The organism is Pseudomonas sp. MS19 (assembly GCF_013277615.1).
Taxonomy (GTDB): Bacteria; Pseudomonadota; Gammaproteobacteria; order Pseudomonadales; family Pseudomonadaceae; genus Aquipseudomonas; species Aquipseudomonas marincola.
In genome coordinates this window covers 100,662-114,590 of sequence record NZ_VBTO01000006.1, presented here as the reverse complement: position 1 = coordinate 114,590, position 13,929 = coordinate 100,662, and the positions used below count along the sequence as shown (strand labels likewise).

15 protein-coding genes and 1 tRNA gene are annotated in these 13,929 nt (G+C 56.6%); 8 read left to right on the top strand and 8 right to left on the bottom strand.

What is annotated here, in order from left to right; translation table 11 throughout:
* Together FEZ62_RS05990 and FEZ62_RS05985 are read right to left on the bottom strand one after the other, a co-directional pair.
* Positions 1-145, bottom strand: a 145-nt coding sequence (locus FEZ62_RS05990; RefSeq protein WP_172927140.1) for a transposase, incomplete at its 3' end; no start/stop codon positions are given.
* A gap of 74 nt (positions 146-219) precedes the next feature.
* Positions 220-492, bottom strand: a complete 273-nt coding sequence (locus tag FEZ62_RS05985; protein WP_172927143.1) for a type II toxin-antitoxin system Phd/YefM family antitoxin — start codon at positions 490-492, stop codon at positions 220-222.
* Between the two features lie 350 nt (positions 493-842).
* On the opposite strand from FEZ62_RS05985, the gene FEZ62_RS05980 reads away from it, so the two are divergent.
* Positions 843-922 (top strand) — tRNA-OTHER (locus tag FEZ62_RS05980).
* A 118-nt stretch (positions 923-1,040) separates the two neighbouring features.
* Here FEZ62_RS05980 and FEZ62_RS05975 read toward each other — a convergent pair.
* The 3 genes from FEZ62_RS05975 to FEZ62_RS05965 form a co-directional block, all read right to left on the bottom strand.
* Positions 1,041-1,364, bottom strand: a complete 324-nt coding sequence (locus FEZ62_RS05975; protein ID WP_172927139.1) for an excalibur calcium-binding domain-containing protein — start codon at positions 1,362-1,364, stop codon at positions 1,041-1,043.
* A 204-nt stretch (positions 1,365-1,568) separates the two neighbouring features.
* Positions 1,569-1,979, bottom strand: a complete 411-nt coding sequence (gene uraH / locus FEZ62_RS05970; RefSeq protein ID WP_172927138.1) for a hydroxyisourate hydrolase — start codon at positions 1,977-1,979, stop codon at positions 1,569-1,571.
* Positions 1,980-1,993: 14 nt separating this feature from the next.
* Entirely contained in the window at positions 1,994-2,494 is a 501-nt protein-coding gene (locus tag FEZ62_RS05965) for a heme-binding protein (RefSeq protein WP_172927137.1), read from the bottom strand.
* 147 nt (positions 2,495-2,641) lie between these two features.
* On the opposite strand from FEZ62_RS05965, the gene FEZ62_RS05960 reads away from it, so the two are divergent.
* Complete coding sequence (locus FEZ62_RS05960; protein WP_172927136.1) at positions 2,642-3,319, top strand: heavy metal response regulator transcription factor; 678 nt, start codon at positions 2,642-2,644, stop codon at positions 3,317-3,319.
* Positions 3,310-4,707: a heavy metal sensor histidine kinase gene (locus FEZ62_RS05955; RefSeq protein ID WP_172927135.1), complete on the top strand. Its 1,398-nt coding sequence runs from the start codon at positions 3,310-3,312 to the stop codon at positions 4,705-4,707. Before FEZ62_RS05960 ends, FEZ62_RS05955 begins: the two co-directional genes overlap by 10 nt.
* On the opposite strand, the gene FEZ62_RS05950 is transcribed toward FEZ62_RS05955, so the two are convergent.
* The 3 genes from FEZ62_RS05950 to FEZ62_RS05940 all read right to left on the bottom strand — a co-directional run bounded on the left by FEZ62_RS05950 (position 4,673) and on the right by FEZ62_RS05940 (position 8,054).
* Positions 4,673-5,950: a TRAP transporter large permease gene (locus tag FEZ62_RS05950; RefSeq protein WP_069902149.1), complete on the bottom strand. Its 1,278-nt coding sequence runs from the start codon at positions 5,948-5,950 to the stop codon at positions 4,673-4,675. The genes FEZ62_RS05955 and FEZ62_RS05950 overlap by 35 nt on opposite strands.
* Before the next feature lie 16 nt (positions 5,951-5,966).
* On the bottom strand, positions 5,967-6,503 hold the full coding sequence (locus tag FEZ62_RS05945) for a TRAP transporter small permease (RefSeq protein ID WP_090514976.1): 537 nt from the start codon (positions 6,501-6,503) through the stop codon (positions 5,967-5,969).
* 147 nt (positions 6,504-6,650) lie between these two features.
* A complete protein-coding gene (locus FEZ62_RS05940) occupies positions 6,651-8,054 on the bottom strand; it encodes a PLP-dependent aminotransferase family protein (protein WP_172927134.1) in 1,404 nt (467 codons plus the stop codon).
* Between the two features lie 269 nt (positions 8,055-8,323).
* Between FEZ62_RS05940 and doeA the strand changes: the two genes are divergently transcribed.
* The 5 genes from doeA (at position 8,324) to FEZ62_RS05915 (ending at position 13,885) form a co-directional block, all read left to right on the top strand.
* Positions 8,324-9,511, top strand: a complete 1,188-nt coding sequence (doeA, locus tag FEZ62_RS05935) for an ectoine hydrolase DoeA (RefSeq protein WP_069902029.1) — start codon at positions 8,324-8,326, stop codon at positions 9,509-9,511.
* Between the two features lie 16 nt (positions 9,512-9,527).
* Positions 9,528-10,586, top strand: a complete 1,059-nt coding sequence (gene doeB, locus FEZ62_RS05930) for a N(2)-acetyl-L-2,4-diaminobutanoate deacetylase DoeB (RefSeq protein ID WP_172927133.1) — start codon at positions 9,528-9,530, stop codon at positions 10,584-10,586.
* 38 nt (positions 10,587-10,624) lie between these two features.
* Positions 10,625-11,659, top strand: a complete 1,035-nt coding sequence (locus FEZ62_RS05925; RefSeq protein ID WP_172927132.1) for a DctP family TRAP transporter solute-binding subunit — start codon at positions 10,625-10,627, stop codon at positions 11,657-11,659.
* Positions 11,660-11,738: 79 nt separating this feature from the next.
* Positions 11,739-12,215 carry an Lrp/AsnC family transcriptional regulator gene (locus FEZ62_RS05920; protein WP_069902026.1) on the top strand — a complete coding sequence of 159 codons (477 nt, stop codon included), beginning with the start codon at positions 11,739-11,741 and terminating at the stop codon, positions 12,213-12,215.
* A gap of 197 nt (positions 12,216-12,412) precedes the next feature.
* Positions 12,413-13,885 (top strand): NAD-dependent succinate-semialdehyde dehydrogenase, encoded by a 1,473-nt coding sequence (locus tag FEZ62_RS05915; RefSeq protein ID WP_242454904.1) that lies wholly within the window; start codon positions 12,413-12,415, stop codon positions 13,883-13,885.
* The last annotated feature ends 44 nt before the right edge of the window (positions 13,886-13,929 follow it).

Genomic DNA, 13,929 nt, shown 5'->3' with positions numbered 1-13,929 from the left:
GAAGCTGGTCAATCCAGCGCCGTAATGCTGTCTCACCAATACCAAGTGAGCGGCTGGCCTCCATGACACTATAGTTTTGGCTGAGCACGAGGTCGGCAGCCTCGCGTTTGAACTCAGGGGAAAAGGTACGGCGTTGCTTGGTCATATGACACCTCGTTCTGGCGAGTATTCTCGCCTAAATGAGTGTCCGGTTTCATTAGACCACTACACAGGGAGTAATCAGTTCGCTCCGCCGGCTTCTGCGATGAGGTCATCAATATCTACTCGGACAGTAGGCTCCCCACGCCGCGCACGGACGACTTCAGCCAGTCGAAGATCATCAATCAGTTCCAGCATTGCTTCGTAACGTGCTGGAGGCACTGCATAGAAGGCTGGCTCGTTTCGATTGAGGATCACAACGGTTTCGCCCGCACCCTCACGGATGGTTCCCATAGGATCTTTTTTAAGGTCTGTCACCGACGCCGCAACGTCAGCCAGTACCGCGTATGTCATCGCCATATCCACCTGTTCTTCGCTATCTGCGTTATCTATCTGTGCCTGAGCTATCTTCAGCGGCCATGCCTCAAGCCTCACTGGGCTAATCTCGGCTTTCTTCTCTTTTGGGCCTAGCTATCGTATTTAGGACTTTTCTTCATGAGGTTATTTGTGCGAACACGGGGTTAAGTCATCACAGAATAGCACCATAAAAAGCACTATTAAAAGCATCTTTTTCAGCTCTATTCAGACTGACACATCAAAAAATGGTTCATCCATGAGCGTAAGCCATGGTGTCCCATTCCGAGCCTCAGATTAAGCTTAGTGGTAAATAGTGACTTAGAAGCAGGCTCAAAGGCCCGTACCTAGGGTACGTGAGCAGCACTCTAGGTAATTGGCGCACTTTCATAATGCTGGGGTCCGGGGTTCAAGTCCCTGCGTACCACCAAACAAAACAAGGGTTTGCCGAGAGGTAAGCCCTTTTTGTGTGCGCTCGAGAATTAATCCAGTGACTGCAGCACCCCCATCCCTGAACAAGCATCAACTCACCTCCGCACGCCGCGCCCCTACCGACACCACTGCTGCTCACACGGCACGCCATCGTGATTGCCATCCATTTTTGTGCCGGGGCAGTTTTTCAGGAAGTAGGTTGCTTCTTCGCATGAGCGCATCTGTGAGCAATGCGTTCGTCCATCACAGCTGTAGGCGGACGCGTTGGAGGTTGTCGATGTGGGCAGTAGAGATGTCGAGGAGCGTGCATTGGTTATTACAGGATTGCTCAGCACGCTGCCGTCAGCGCCGATGTTGCTGATGACTGGGCTATCCGATGGTTTAAAATAGTAGTGCCAAACAGCGAAGCCAATAATCAGCGCAATGATTAGATTTTTCATTCCCTAGACTCGATTATCCAATTTTTTGCCGCACTTTAGCGCTGCCTCTATTGTTCCGGCAATCAAATAACCAGCAGGCCATTGCCTGTATCCGCAGGCTCGATTCAGCAAATCACCCCAAGTTAACCTGCCCAGATGCAAAACGGCCCGCCTTGCGGCGAGCCATTTATCGATCCTTCAGCAACCCACTTAACAGCCTTGCGATTAGTTACCGCGATAGGTCGAGAAACCGTAAGGGCTGAGCAAGAGTGGGATGTGGTAATGCGGGACGGTGCCATCGACTTCGAAGATCACCGGCACTTCCGGGAAGAAGCTTTTGCTGTTGTGTGCAGTGAACCATTCGCCGGTCTTGAAGGTAACGCGGTAGGTGCCTGTCTCCAGCGCTTTGTCTTGTGGATAAAACTCGGTGATGCGGCCTTGCTCATTGGTTTTGGCGCTGTTGAGCAAGTCCCACTGCTTGCCATCCTTCTTCTCCAGCGTAACGCTTACATCAGGCGATGGCAGGCCATCTTGCAGGTTGAGCACGTGAACGCTCAGCGGATTACTGGCAGCCAAAGCGACGGAAGACAAGCCACTGAAGATGATGCCGGCGGCGAGGGTTTTAAGCATTTTCATGGTGCAACTCCTGATTAGTTAGCGGAAGGTAAAACGTTGGCAATGGCCTTGAGCGCGCAACCTTCGTCGATCTCGGCGCCGCCTGCTCCGGCAACGCCAATGGCGCCGATTACCTGGTCACCTACACGCAGCGGCACACCACCGCCGAGTAACAACAGCTCGTCGAGGGTGTTGAGGTTTTCAGCTTCTGGATTGCTCCGGGCGCGCTCAGACAGAACCCGGCTTGAGGTCTTGGTCGAAAGCGAGGTGAATGCCTTGCGCTGAGCGGCGATGGTGTTGTGCGGGCCAACATTGTCATCACGCTGCAAGGCGACCAGATTACCGCCGCGATCCACCACAGCGGCGACAGCGGTACGGCCATCGGCGTGGCAGGCGGCCATTGTTGCGTTGAGCAAATCATTGGCCAGCGCCAGCGTAACGTCCTGGCGCTCAGCTACCTGGGCGGTGCCGGCAAATACACTGGCGCTGCCAATGGCAAGGCCAAGCAGGCTGAGTTGGGCGGCGCGAAGTAACATGTTTAACCTCCTGAAATAAGCGATAGCGAGCGATTTCAGGCAAGTCTGCACAAGCGCCAGCAACAAACCGATTGCGCGTGCATTACCAATTTGTAATGAGCCAAACGCGCAATTTGGCATAGCCTATGGGCACGCTCTGGAGGACACATGCGCATCCTGATTGTTGAGGACGAAGTAAAAACGGCGGACTACCTGCACAAGGGGCTGACCGAATCCGGCTATACCGTGGAAGTTGCACGCAATGGCCTGGACGGTCAGCACCTGATTAGTGAGTACGTATTCGATCTGATTATTCTCGACGTCATGTTGCCCGGCTTGGATGGCTGGCAACTGCTGCAGATTCTTCGCCGCAAACAGCAAACACCCGTGTTGTTCCTCACCGCACGCGACTCGGTAGAAGACCGGGTCAAAGGCCTTGAGTTGGGGGCTGATGATTATCTGGTTAAGCCGTTCTCGTATGCCGAGTTACTCGCCCGTGTGCGCACACTGCTCAGGCGCGGCCCGCCCCGCGAGGTGGAAGAGTTTCTGGTCGCGGATCTGCATCTCGACTTGCTGCGCCGCAAGGTCACCCGCCAGGGCGAGCGTATACCCCTGACCAATAAGGAGTTCGCGCTGCTGCACTTGCTGCTCAGCCGCGAAGGTGAAGTATTGTCGCGCGCACAGATTGCCTCGCAGGTTTGGCAGATGAATTTTGACAGTGACACCAATGTGGTGGATGTCGCTATTCGCCGTCTGCGCGCCAAGATTGACGACCCCTACCCGCTCAAACTGATTCACACGGTTCGCGGCATGGGTTACTTACTTGAGGTGCAAACATGCAGTTGATGCCACGCTCGTTGAGCCTGCGCATGGCGCTGATGTTTGCGCTGGTGAGCGCACTGTTATTGGGCGCGTTCGGCTTTTATCTGTTTCAATCGCTGCAGCGTGAAATCGCCTGGCGCGATGATCAGGCTTTGCTCGGCAGGCTGGAGCGTATGCAGGCGCTGATTGACGACAGCCAAAGCATCGAGTCATTGAGGGCGCGCCCGCAGCTATACGAAAACATGCTCGGCAATCGCGACAACATGCTCTGGATTATTGATGAGCAAGGCCGCTTGCAGATTGAAATAAACCCGACTGGCGTCAAGCTACCCGCGCTACAACCTGCGGCTCAGGCACAACTGCGCGACAGTCCGCTTAACTCCCATGTTCGCCTCGGCTGGCTGGATGCCGAACGTGACGGGCGCAAGCTGACGCTGGTGGCCGGCAAGCTGTTGAACGAGCGCGAGCAAATGCTCGATGCCTACAAAATGAAGCTCTGGCTGTCGCTCGGCGTCGGCTCGTTATTGGCCTTTCTGCTTGGCTGGCTGGTGAGCCAACGCGGCCTGCGCCCGGTGCGGGAGCTGGCCGCCAGTGCCTCGGCGATAGACGTGCAACACCTGCATTTGCGCCTCCAGGATTACCGTGACGTCAGCGAACTTGAAGCGCTAAGCGGCGCACTCAACAACATGCTCGGCCGCCTTGAAGATGGCTTCGCCCAGCTCTCACGCTTCTCTGAAGACCTCGCCCACGAAATGCGCACACCGCTGAGTAACTTGATGGGGCAAACCCAGCAAACCCTCAGACACAGCCGTTCAGTCGAGGCCTATCAAGACTTGCTGGTGTCCAATCAGGAAGAGTACGAGCGGCTGTCGAGAATGATCGACAGCATGCTGTTTCTGGCGCGTACCGAGCAGGTCAACGCGGCCATTACGCGTGAGCCAATCGAGCTGTTCGAACAAGCCGAATTACTTTGCGAATACTTCGAAGGCATGGCCGAAGAACGCGGCATGCGCTTGCTCAATCACGCGCAAGGCGCACTGTTCGCAGACACCGATCTTCTGCGCCGTGCGCTGGCAAATTTGCTGGCAAACGCATTGCGTTACGCACCTGCCGACAGTGACGTAACCCTGAGCAGCGAGGTTACGGCCGAACAGGTGCAGATTTCTGTGCACAACACCGGCCCCGCCATAGCGCCCGAACATTTAACCCATTTGTTCGAGCGCTTTTATCGCTGCGATCCATCGCGTAACGAGCCGGGCGACTCGGGCGGTTTGGGCCTGGCCATCGTCCGCTCAATCATGCAACTGCACGGAGGCAGCGTCGTCGTCACGAGTGATGATTCGGGCACCCGCTTCAGCCTGATATTCCCCGCGTCGATCAACGAAATGCCAAGTCACGCAGGAACAAGGTAATCGGCGGGAACATGATCAGCAGTACCGACATCAATAGCAAAATGGCAAAGAACGGCAAGCTACCGCGTATCACCTCGAAATAAGGCCGACGGAACACGGCAATGGCGGTGAAGATATCGCAGCCAAACGGCGGTGTTGCCGATCCGATAGCGGCCTGCAACGTGATGATGGTGCCCACCAGCACCGGGTCCAAGCCAGACACACGCACAGCCGGCGCAAAAATAGGCACCAGAATCAGCATGACCACGATGGGGTCGACAAACATGCAGCCGATGAAGAATGCGATGGAAATGATGATCAGCAATTCAGTCGGCGAAGCGCTCATGATGCCGATGCCACTCAGAATCTGCTGAGGGATCTGCGCGAACGAAATCACCCAAGAAAATGCAGAGCCCGCCGCCACCAGGATAAATACCACGGCGGTAATCAAACCGGTCGACAACGCAATGGATGAAAGCTCACTCAGCTTCACCCGGCGAAAAATCACAACTTCCAGAATCAGCGCGTACAACACCGACACTGCCGCCGCCTCTGTCGGGCTGAATACACCTGTGTAAATCCCGCCAATGGTCAGAACCGGCAGCAGCAGCGGCAAGATGGCGCGGCGACAAGTGACCAGGCGCTGCGTCCAACTGAACTTCTCCCCCGATGGAATCCCGGTAATGCGCGCAAAGATGTAGCAATAGCCGCACAGCAAAAACATCAGCAGCAGACCGGGACCGATACCGGCGATAAATAACTCGGCAACCGAGGTGCCAGACACCACGCCATAAATAATCATGCCGATGCTTGGCGGAATCAGCAGCGCGATGTCCGATGCGTTGATGATCAGCGCCATGGCAAAGCTGTCTTTATAGCCCTGCTGCAACATCTTTGGCCGCATGATGCTGCCAACCCCAACCACGGTGGCTTGGGTGGAGCCCGACAGCGCGCCAAACAGGGCGCAACTGAGCGCAGTTGTGACAGCCATGCCGCCGCGCACATGCCCGACAAACGCCATGGCCACATCCAGCAAGCGATTGGCTGTGGCGCCACGCGTAATAATGTCTGCCGCCAGAATGAACATCGGCACGGCGACCAAAGCAGCGGGACGAATGCCGGCAATCATCTGCTGGATGATGAACTCCGGGCCCATGGTAAAAAACATCGTGAAGCCGGCGGCCGAGGCCGCGAGCAAAGTTGTCATCATGGGAAAGCCCGACAGCAGCAGAACCAGCATGATGATCAATAGCGTGGTAGTCATGTCCATGGGAGCGCGCTCAGGGTTGTACGGGAATGGTGGCGTCATCAAGACGCTCAGGTGCTGCGCGCAAACCAAGTAGCACTTGCAGCTGGATGAAGGCGTGGCGAATAAACTGCAGCCCGGTCATGCCCAGACCCAGCGGAATCACCAGATAGATATAGTGCAGCGGCACCTGCAGGGCGGAGGACGAGCGACCGACCTTGGCCGCGGACTCCACATAGCCAACGGCTGCCCAGGCGAGCCAGAGCATCAGGGCCGCAGTAACGCCATTGATTACCAGCATTGCCAGCGCCGCAGACCTGCCCTTTAGCTGCTCAGTGAGTGCGCTCATGCAGATGTGCCGACCATGCCGAGCGGCATAGCTGCAGCCAACAAAGGTGACAAAGATGATGAGGAATTGGTTGAGCTCTTCAGAAAAGTAGATGCTCTGATTAAACAGGTAGCGTCCGAAAACATTACCAACTGAATTCAGCGCCATGAGCAGAATACCGCTCGCGAGGATGAAAGCCTCGAGCTTCTCCAGCACCCAATCCAACTTTCGCAGCCAAGACATAGCTACCTCCGGTCCGCCTTCGTATGGGCGGACACTGTTCTTGTAGTGGAGGCTAGACCTTATCGCTGGCAAAAAATCATGTCAATTATTTATTTGAATCATTACATATGCACGAAAAACAGGCATATGTAATGATTTTGCCCCACTCTAGAACACAAAGTGCATAGGTGGCGGCATTTCCGCCATCAACCCACTCAACGTCGCTAAGCCTGCCTGCACCCTTGAGCGGCTTTGCTCCGCGCCCAAGCTGACTCGAACGTTTTGATTACCCCGGTCTGCAGTGGCCAGAAAGGGCTCCGCGGGGAAAATCATTACGCCTTCCTGGCGCGCACGGCGGGCAAATTTTTCCGGCGTCCAATGCTCAGGCAGCTCGGCCCAGAGGTGCATGCCATTGGGATGGGCCTTGAATCTGCAGCCGCTCAATTGCTCCCGCGCCATTAGCTGGCGAGCCGCCAGTTCCTGCTGCTGGAAGCTGATCATGCGGTCCAGCGTGCCGTCCTGCATCCACCAACTGGCGATCTCGAACGGCATCAGCGTGGCCATCCAAGTGGTACTGCGCAGCCGGCCAATCGCTTGCTGCACAAGGTGCGGCGGAGTCACCAGGTAGCCTGCCCGCATGCCCGGCAGCGTGATCTTGCTCAGGCTGGTGGCGTAGAAACTGCGCTCGGGAATCAAGGCCGATAACGGCGGCAGCCGGTTAGGTTGCAGCGCACCGTAAACATCGTCTTCCACCACAGTCAGATCGTACTTACGCGCCACATCGGCAATGGCCTGACGCCGCTCAAGACTCATGGTGTCTGAGTTCGGGTTGTTCATGGTCGGCGTGCAGAACAGCACGCGCGCGCCGCCCTGCTTGCAGGCCGCCTCCAGTGCTTCCGGCAACAAACCCTGATCATCCGTGGCCAAGCCTTTGAGATTGAAATGCAGGGTATGCGCCAGGGCCATCAGCAACATGCAGGTTTCACGCTCACACAGCACGGTATCGCCGGGCTTGAGTACGGTTGCCATAGCGATGGTCAGCGCATGCGCGGCGCCATTGCAGAACAGCATGTTGTCCGAGTCGGCGGGCATTTTCTGCTGCTGTCCCATCCAGTTGCAGACCACTTCACGGTGCTGGGTCAGGCCTTGCGTGGGATGAAACGAGGTAATGAAATCATCGCGGCCTTCACGGGCCAATCGCTCAAGGCTTTCGCGGTAGAGCTTGACGTGACGCTGGGTACACACCGGGTGCGCGGTAGACAAATCGATACCGCGACTGGGGTCTTCATGCTCATCCGTGGAGAGGTAATCCGACTCGTGACTGACATGCCGGCTGCGCACAAAAGTACCGCTGCCGACCTGTCCGTAAATAGCGCCCTGTTTCTCAGCGTGGGCATAGGCATTGCTCACGGTTTGCACACTGACACCGAGGGTTTCCGCCAGCTCGCGATGGGTCGGCAGCTTGCTGCCCGGCAGCAGCGCTCCCGTATTGATGGCTTCAGTGAGCGCATTACCGATTGCCAGGTATTTAGGCTGCCCTGTGCGCATGAACGGCTTAAGGTCAATTGTCATAGAACAATAAATTCCTTGACGATGATTGTAATGATCATAATATGAAACCTGAAACGTATTGACCTGCATTTATCACGATCACTTTAGCAGGTTTCAGTACAATTTCTCCACCAGCCACAAATCGGCTACTCGACGATTTGCCAAGGACCGGAGGATTCGTATTCAGCCGCTCAGGGCTTTTTACGAATCGCAGCAGTGGCGTCCGCCGGGCATCACCAGCGGGCACAACGAGACCTGAACGCGGAAGCGTTCGTTATTGAGATGCTGTCATGAGTGAAGTCGTTTTGAATTTCAGCCGTGCAGAATACGCCCAGCGCCTGAGCAAGGTGCGCGCTGCCATGGCAACCCGCGGAATCACCACTCTTATCGTTCACGACCCCTCCAACATGGCCTGGCTCACCGGCTATGACGGCTGGTCGTTCTATACCCCGCAGTGCGTCGTGGTGGGCCAGGACGGAAACCCGCTGTGGTTCGGTCGCGGGATTGATGCAAACGGCGCGCGCCGCACGGTGTATATGCCGCAAGAGGACATCAGTTCTTACAGCGATAAATACGTGATGAACCCGCCGCATCACGCGCTCGACTATCTGTGCACGGAAATCCTGCCATCACGCGGCTGGACCACCGGCAATATCGGCGTCGAGATGGACAACTATTACTACAGCGCAGCCTCTCACCAAGCGATGCAACGCGGCTTGCCGCAAGCACAACTGGTTGACACGACTGGCCTGGTGAACTGGTGCAGGGCGATAAAGTCCGACCAGGAAATCGAGTACATGCAAGTCGCCGCGCGCATTGTCGAGAACATGCACCGCGCCATTTTCGAGATGATCGAACCCGGCTTGCCGAAGAATATTCTGGTGGGCGAAATCTACCGGGTGGCCTGTGTCGGGCATGACGGCAAATTTGGCGACTATCCGGCAATCGTACCGATGCTGCCTTCTGGCAAAGACGCTTCGGCACCGCATCTGACATGGGACGACCGCCCGTTCAAAAAGGGCGAAGGCACCTTCTTCGAAATCGCCGGCTGCCACAAGCGCTACCACTGCCCGCTATCGCGCACGGTTTATCTCGGCGAGCCTTCAGCCGCGTTTCTCAAAGCAGAAGAGGCCATTAATGCCGGGCTTGAAGCCGGGCTTGCAGTCGCCAAACCGGGCAATACCTGCGGCGATATCGCCCGCGAACTCAACAGCACACTGCGCCGCTATGGCTACGACCGTGGCGATAACCGCTGCGGCTATCCAATCGGGCTGAGTTATCCGCCGGATTGGGGCGAGCGCACCATGAGCTTGCGTGAAAGCGACACCACGGTGTTGCAGCCCGGCATGACGTTCCACTTTATGCCGGGTCTCTGGCTCGACGACTGGGGCCTGGAAACGACTGAAAGCATTGTGATAACCGAAACCGGCGCTGACACGCTTTGTGATTATTCGCGTCAACTGTTTGTGAAGGCCTGAGATGAGTACGGCAGCGATGAATATAACCCCCGAAGCAGAACTGCAGGCCGTCAGCCATTCAGGTTTGGTTGAAGCTCCGGCAACGACCATGAGCGTGACCGTCGATTTCGAACGCGACGGTGTTCAGCACGGTTTCATGAAGCTGCCCTACTCCCACGACCTGTCGGCGTGGGGCTGCATCATGATCCCGATCAGCGTTATCAAAAACGGTGAAGGCCCAACCGCGCTGCTGACTGGCGGTAACCATGGCGACGAATATGAGGGCATCACCTCGCTGCTCAAACTCGCCAGTGAATTGCGCGCCGAAGATGTTCAGGGCCGGGTCATTATTGTGCCGGCTATGAATTATCCGGCGGTGCAGAACGGCAGTCGCACCTCGCCAATCGACAAAGGCAACATGAACCGTTCATTCCCCGGTCATCCTTACGGCAGCATGACCGAGCGTATTGCCGATTACTTTCAGCGTCACCTGATCCCGCTGTGCGACTACGCGCTGGACATCCACTCGGGCGGCAAAACCCTCGACATATTGCCCTTTGCCGCAGCGCACCGCCTGCAAGACCCGCAACAAGAAGCCAAGTGCATTGAAGGTGCTAAGGTTTTCGGTACGGCCGCGAGCATGATCCTTTTCGAGCTTGATGCCGCCTCGTTGTACGACACCGCAGTGGAAGCCCAAGGCAAGGTCTTTGTCACGACCGAGCTTGGCGGTGGCGGCACCAGCACCCCGCAAACCATGCTGTTGGCAGACCGTGGTGTGCGCAACTTTCTCAAGTTCGCCGGCATAATCAAAGGCGAACTTGAGCCTGCGGATGAACCCGCACTGCAACTCGATATGCCCGATGCCACGTGCTACGTACAAAGCGTGCATCACGGCATTCTCGAACTCGCATTGAGTGTCGGCGACCGGGTGCAAAAAGGTGATCTGGTGGCACGCGTGCACACCTTTGAGCGCACCGGCACCCCGGCGGTCGAGTACCGCGCCGAGCGTGATGGCTTGCTCGTTGCAAGACGCTTCCCGGCCTTAGTAGACATAGGCGACACCCTGGCGGTGATTGCCGACATAGTGGAAAACTGACTTACCCCTGCACTTAAAAAATAAATGGAGACTGCACCATGAAAAAGTTCAGCACACTGAAAAAGGCAGCACTGGCGGCGGCGATGGGAGTACTCCTGGCGGGACAAGCCAGCCTGGCAGCAGCAGAGGAGTGGAAGTTCGCGCTCGAAGAAATCAGCGGCAGCGTGCAAGACGCCTACGCCCAGAAGTTCAAACAACTGGTAGAAGAGAAAAGCGACGGCAAGATCAAGGTCACGGTTTATCCGTATGGCGCTTTGGGCGAGTCCGAAGACCTGACCGAACTGGTCGCCAATGGCGTCATCCAGTTCACCCATGGTTCCACCGGTATTCTGGGCTCGACCGCACCGTCGATGCAGGTGTTCTCGGTGCCTTATCTGCTGTCGCAAGACAACAAGGTCAACCTCAAGGTGCTCACTGAAAGCCCGACTATTTACGGGCCGATGGCAGACAAGCTGAAGACCCGCAATCTGCGTCTTTTGAGCATGTATCCGGAAGGCGAAATGGTCTGGACCACCAACAAGGAAGTGCATAAGCCCGCAGATTTCGACAATGTCAAAATGCGCGTAATGGCATCGCCAATGCTGGTTGAAACCTACAAGTCGTTCGGCGCCGTGCCCACGCCTCTGCCCTACTCCGAAGTGTATGGCGCTCTGCAGTTGAAGATGATTGACGGTCAGGAAAACCCGATCTTCGCGATCGAAGAAATGAAGTTCTACGAGGTCAACGATGTGCTGACCTGGTCCGGCCATCAGCAATTCACCGTCGCTGTGCTATCGAGCGAATCCTGGTATCAGGGGCTGCCGGCAGATGAGAAGAAAATCATCGACGAGACTGTTGCTGAACTCGGCCCATACATCTTCGATACACAGGCTGAATACAACAAAACCCGCCTTGAGAAAATCAAGCAGGCCAAGCCCGGCATCAAGATTGTTCATCTGAACGAAGAAGAACAGGCCGCCTTCCGCAAGGCCAGCCTGCCACTGCGTGACAAGCTTGTAGAGCTGGCGGGCGATGAAGCCGGCACCACCCTCAAAGCACTCGAAAAAGAAATCGCCGAACTGGAAAAACAGTAAGGCATGACACACAGCCGGCGGGTTAACTCGCCGGCTTTGTCACATCAGGTGCGCAGGTTTTCTGCGCCGGAGCAGATCCATGCGTCTAGACAGTTATGACCTGAAGATTCTGCAGATACTTCAGCACAACGGCCGCATCACCAAATCAAGCCTGGCCGAGGCCATCAACCTGTCCATCAGCCCTTGCTGGGAAAGGGTCAAACGCCTGGAAGAGGCCGGCATCATTCGCGGCTACGGCGCCTTACTCAACCCCGAGATCATCACCAAGCGTGCGGCCGTCATGGTCGAGATCAGCTTGAAGCAGCACAACCGCGAAGCCTTCCAGCGCTTCGAACACGCCATGCACGAGTGCCCGCAAGTGACCGAGTGCTATGCCACCGGCGGCGGCATTGATTACATCGTCAAGGTAATGGCCGCTGATATCGACCAGTACCAACGCCTGATAGACCGCTGGTTAATGGCCGATCTGGGGATTGAACGCTACTTCACCTACATCGTGACCAAGACCATCAAACACTGCGATCCGCCGCTCGAACTGGAAGAAAAACCGGCCTGAAACAGTGTTCCGCAAGGCGCTAAATGCCCCACCAAAAAAACACCATGTGCGGGCCCTTCAAAGCAAAAAAACCACAGGCCCAACCCCGCTCAAAAGAAAAAATCCATCGCCAATCCCCCCTAAAGTGGAAGCCGTAACCACGCACCACGCCCTGCACCGACACGCTGTGTGGCAGGCCAGTAGAGAGGATGCTTTGCATGCACAACTTCGAAGATCCACGGCTGATTCGTCAGCTCGCCTATATCAATGGCAAATGGACCGCAGGCACGTCCGGTCGCGATGAGGCCGTACTCAATCCGGCTACTGATGAAGTCATCGGCCGCTGCACCCAACTCGATGAAACACAAATTGTTCAGGCCATTGATGCTGCACACGCCGCCTTCCCTGCGTGGCGTGCGCTGTCGCTGGATGCGCGTGGCGAGATACTCGGCAAGTGGCACGACCTGCTGCTGGAAAACAAACAAGACCTGGCCCGGCTGATGACGCTGGAGCAAGGCAAGCCATTGTTTGAAGCGCTGGGCGAAATCGACTACGCCGCCTCATTTATCCGCTGGTTTGCCGAAGAGGCGCGCCGCGCATACGGCGAAACCATCCCGAGCCACATCAACAACGCGCAACTGGGCACCGTGCGCGAGCCGATTGGCGTGGCAGCGTTGATTACACCGTGGAACTTTCCCTGCGCGATGATCACCCGTAAAGCCGCCGCAGCGCTGGCGGCTGGTTGCACGGTGCTGGTCAAGCCTGCCGGTGAAACACCGTTCTCCGCACTGGCGTTAGCTGAACTGGCAGAACGTGCGGGCTTACCGGCGGGTGTTTTCAACATCATCACCGGTGAGCCGGAAATGGTTTCGCAGGTGCTTTGCGCCAGTGACAAGGTCAAGGCATTGTCATTCACCGGCTCCACCCGCGTGGGCCGTCTGCTGCTGGAGCAATCTGCCGCCACCGTGAAGAAATGCTCAATGGAGCTGGGCGGCAATGCGCCGTTTATTGTATTGCCCGATATGGATGTCGAGCAGGCTGCGCAAGCGGCGATCGACGCCAAATTCCAGACCACTGGCCAGGATTGCCTCGCGGCTAATCGGATATTCGTACACCGCTCGCTGTATGAGGACTTCCTACAGGCATTTGCCCGGCGCATGGGCGAACTCACTCTGGGCAACGGTTTGATTCGTGGCGTCAATCAAGGCCCGCTGATCAATCGCAAGGCCGTAACCAAAGCTCAGGAAATCGTTGATGACGCCGTTGCCAAAGGCGCGCGCCTGCTGGCCGGCGATCAGAGCCAGGCGCCGGGCAGCAACTACTTCGTACCGACGCTGCTGGCCGACGTAACCGCCGGGATGCGCGTTTACCGCGAAGAGAATTTCTCACCGGTGGCCGGCGTATTGGCCTGGGACAACATCGAGCAATTAATCGGCCAGGCCAATGACACCGAGTACGGCCTTGCCGCGTACGTTTACGGCTACGACATTCGCCAAATCTGGCAACTGATGCGCGGGCTGGAGTTCGGCATGGTCAGCGTCAACTCCGTGAAGATGACTGGCCCACCCGTGCCGTTTGGTGGCGTCAAGCAATCCGGTCTCGGCCGCGAAGGCTCCAGCCACGGCCTCGATGAATACAGCCAAATCAAATACTACTGCCTGGGCAATTTGCCCAGTGTCAGCGGATGTTAATCGCGCCCGGCTCGCTGCGCGCCAATTAAATACCTATCGACAAA

Excerpts from the sequence above, each read along its gene's own strand:
- FEZ62_RS05985 (WP_172927143.1), bottom strand. The coding sequence starts at position 492 with ATGACATACGCGGTACTGGCTGACGTTGCGGCGTCGGTGACAGACCTT.
- FEZ62_RS05975 (WP_172927139.1), bottom strand. The coding sequence starts at position 1,364 with ATGAAAAATCTAATCATTGCGCTGATTATTGGCTTCGCTGTTTGGCAC.
- uraH (WP_172927138.1), bottom strand. The coding sequence starts at position 1,979 with ATGAAAATGCTTAAAACCCTCGCCGCCGGCATCATCTTCAGTGGCTTG.
- FEZ62_RS05965 (WP_172927137.1), bottom strand. The coding sequence starts at position 2,494 with ATGTTACTTCGCGCCGCCCAACTCAGCCTGCTTGGCCTTGCCATTGGC.
- FEZ62_RS05960 (WP_172927136.1), top strand. The coding sequence starts at position 2,642 with ATGCGCATCCTGATTGTTGAGGACGAAGTAAAAACGGCGGACTACCTG.
- FEZ62_RS05955 (WP_172927135.1), top strand. The coding sequence starts at position 3,310 with ATGCAGTTGATGCCACGCTCGTTGAGCCTGCGCATGGCGCTGATGTTT.
- FEZ62_RS05950 (WP_069902149.1), bottom strand. The coding sequence starts at position 5,950 with ATGACTACCACGCTATTGATCATCATGCTGGTTCTGCTGCTGTCGGGC.
- FEZ62_RS05945 (WP_090514976.1), bottom strand. The coding sequence starts at position 6,503 with ATGTCTTGGCTGCGAAAGTTGGATTGGGTGCTGGAGAAGCTCGAGGCT.
- FEZ62_RS05940 (WP_172927134.1), bottom strand. The coding sequence starts at position 8,054 with ATGACAATTGACCTTAAGCCGTTCATGCGCACAGGGCAGCCTAAATAC.
- doeA (WP_069902029.1), top strand. The coding sequence starts at position 8,324 with ATGAGTGAAGTCGTTTTGAATTTCAGCCGTGCAGAATACGCCCAGCGC.
- doeB (WP_172927133.1), top strand. The coding sequence starts at position 9,528 with ATGAATATAACCCCCGAAGCAGAACTGCAGGCCGTCAGCCATTCAGGT.
- FEZ62_RS05925 (WP_172927132.1), top strand. The coding sequence starts at position 10,625 with ATGAAAAAGTTCAGCACACTGAAAAAGGCAGCACTGGCGGCGGCGATG.
- FEZ62_RS05920 (WP_069902026.1), top strand. The coding sequence starts at position 11,739 with ATGCGTCTAGACAGTTATGACCTGAAGATTCTGCAGATACTTCAGCAC.
- FEZ62_RS05915 (WP_242454904.1), top strand. The coding sequence starts at position 12,413 with ATGCACAACTTCGAAGATCCACGGCTGATTCGTCAGCTCGCCTATATC.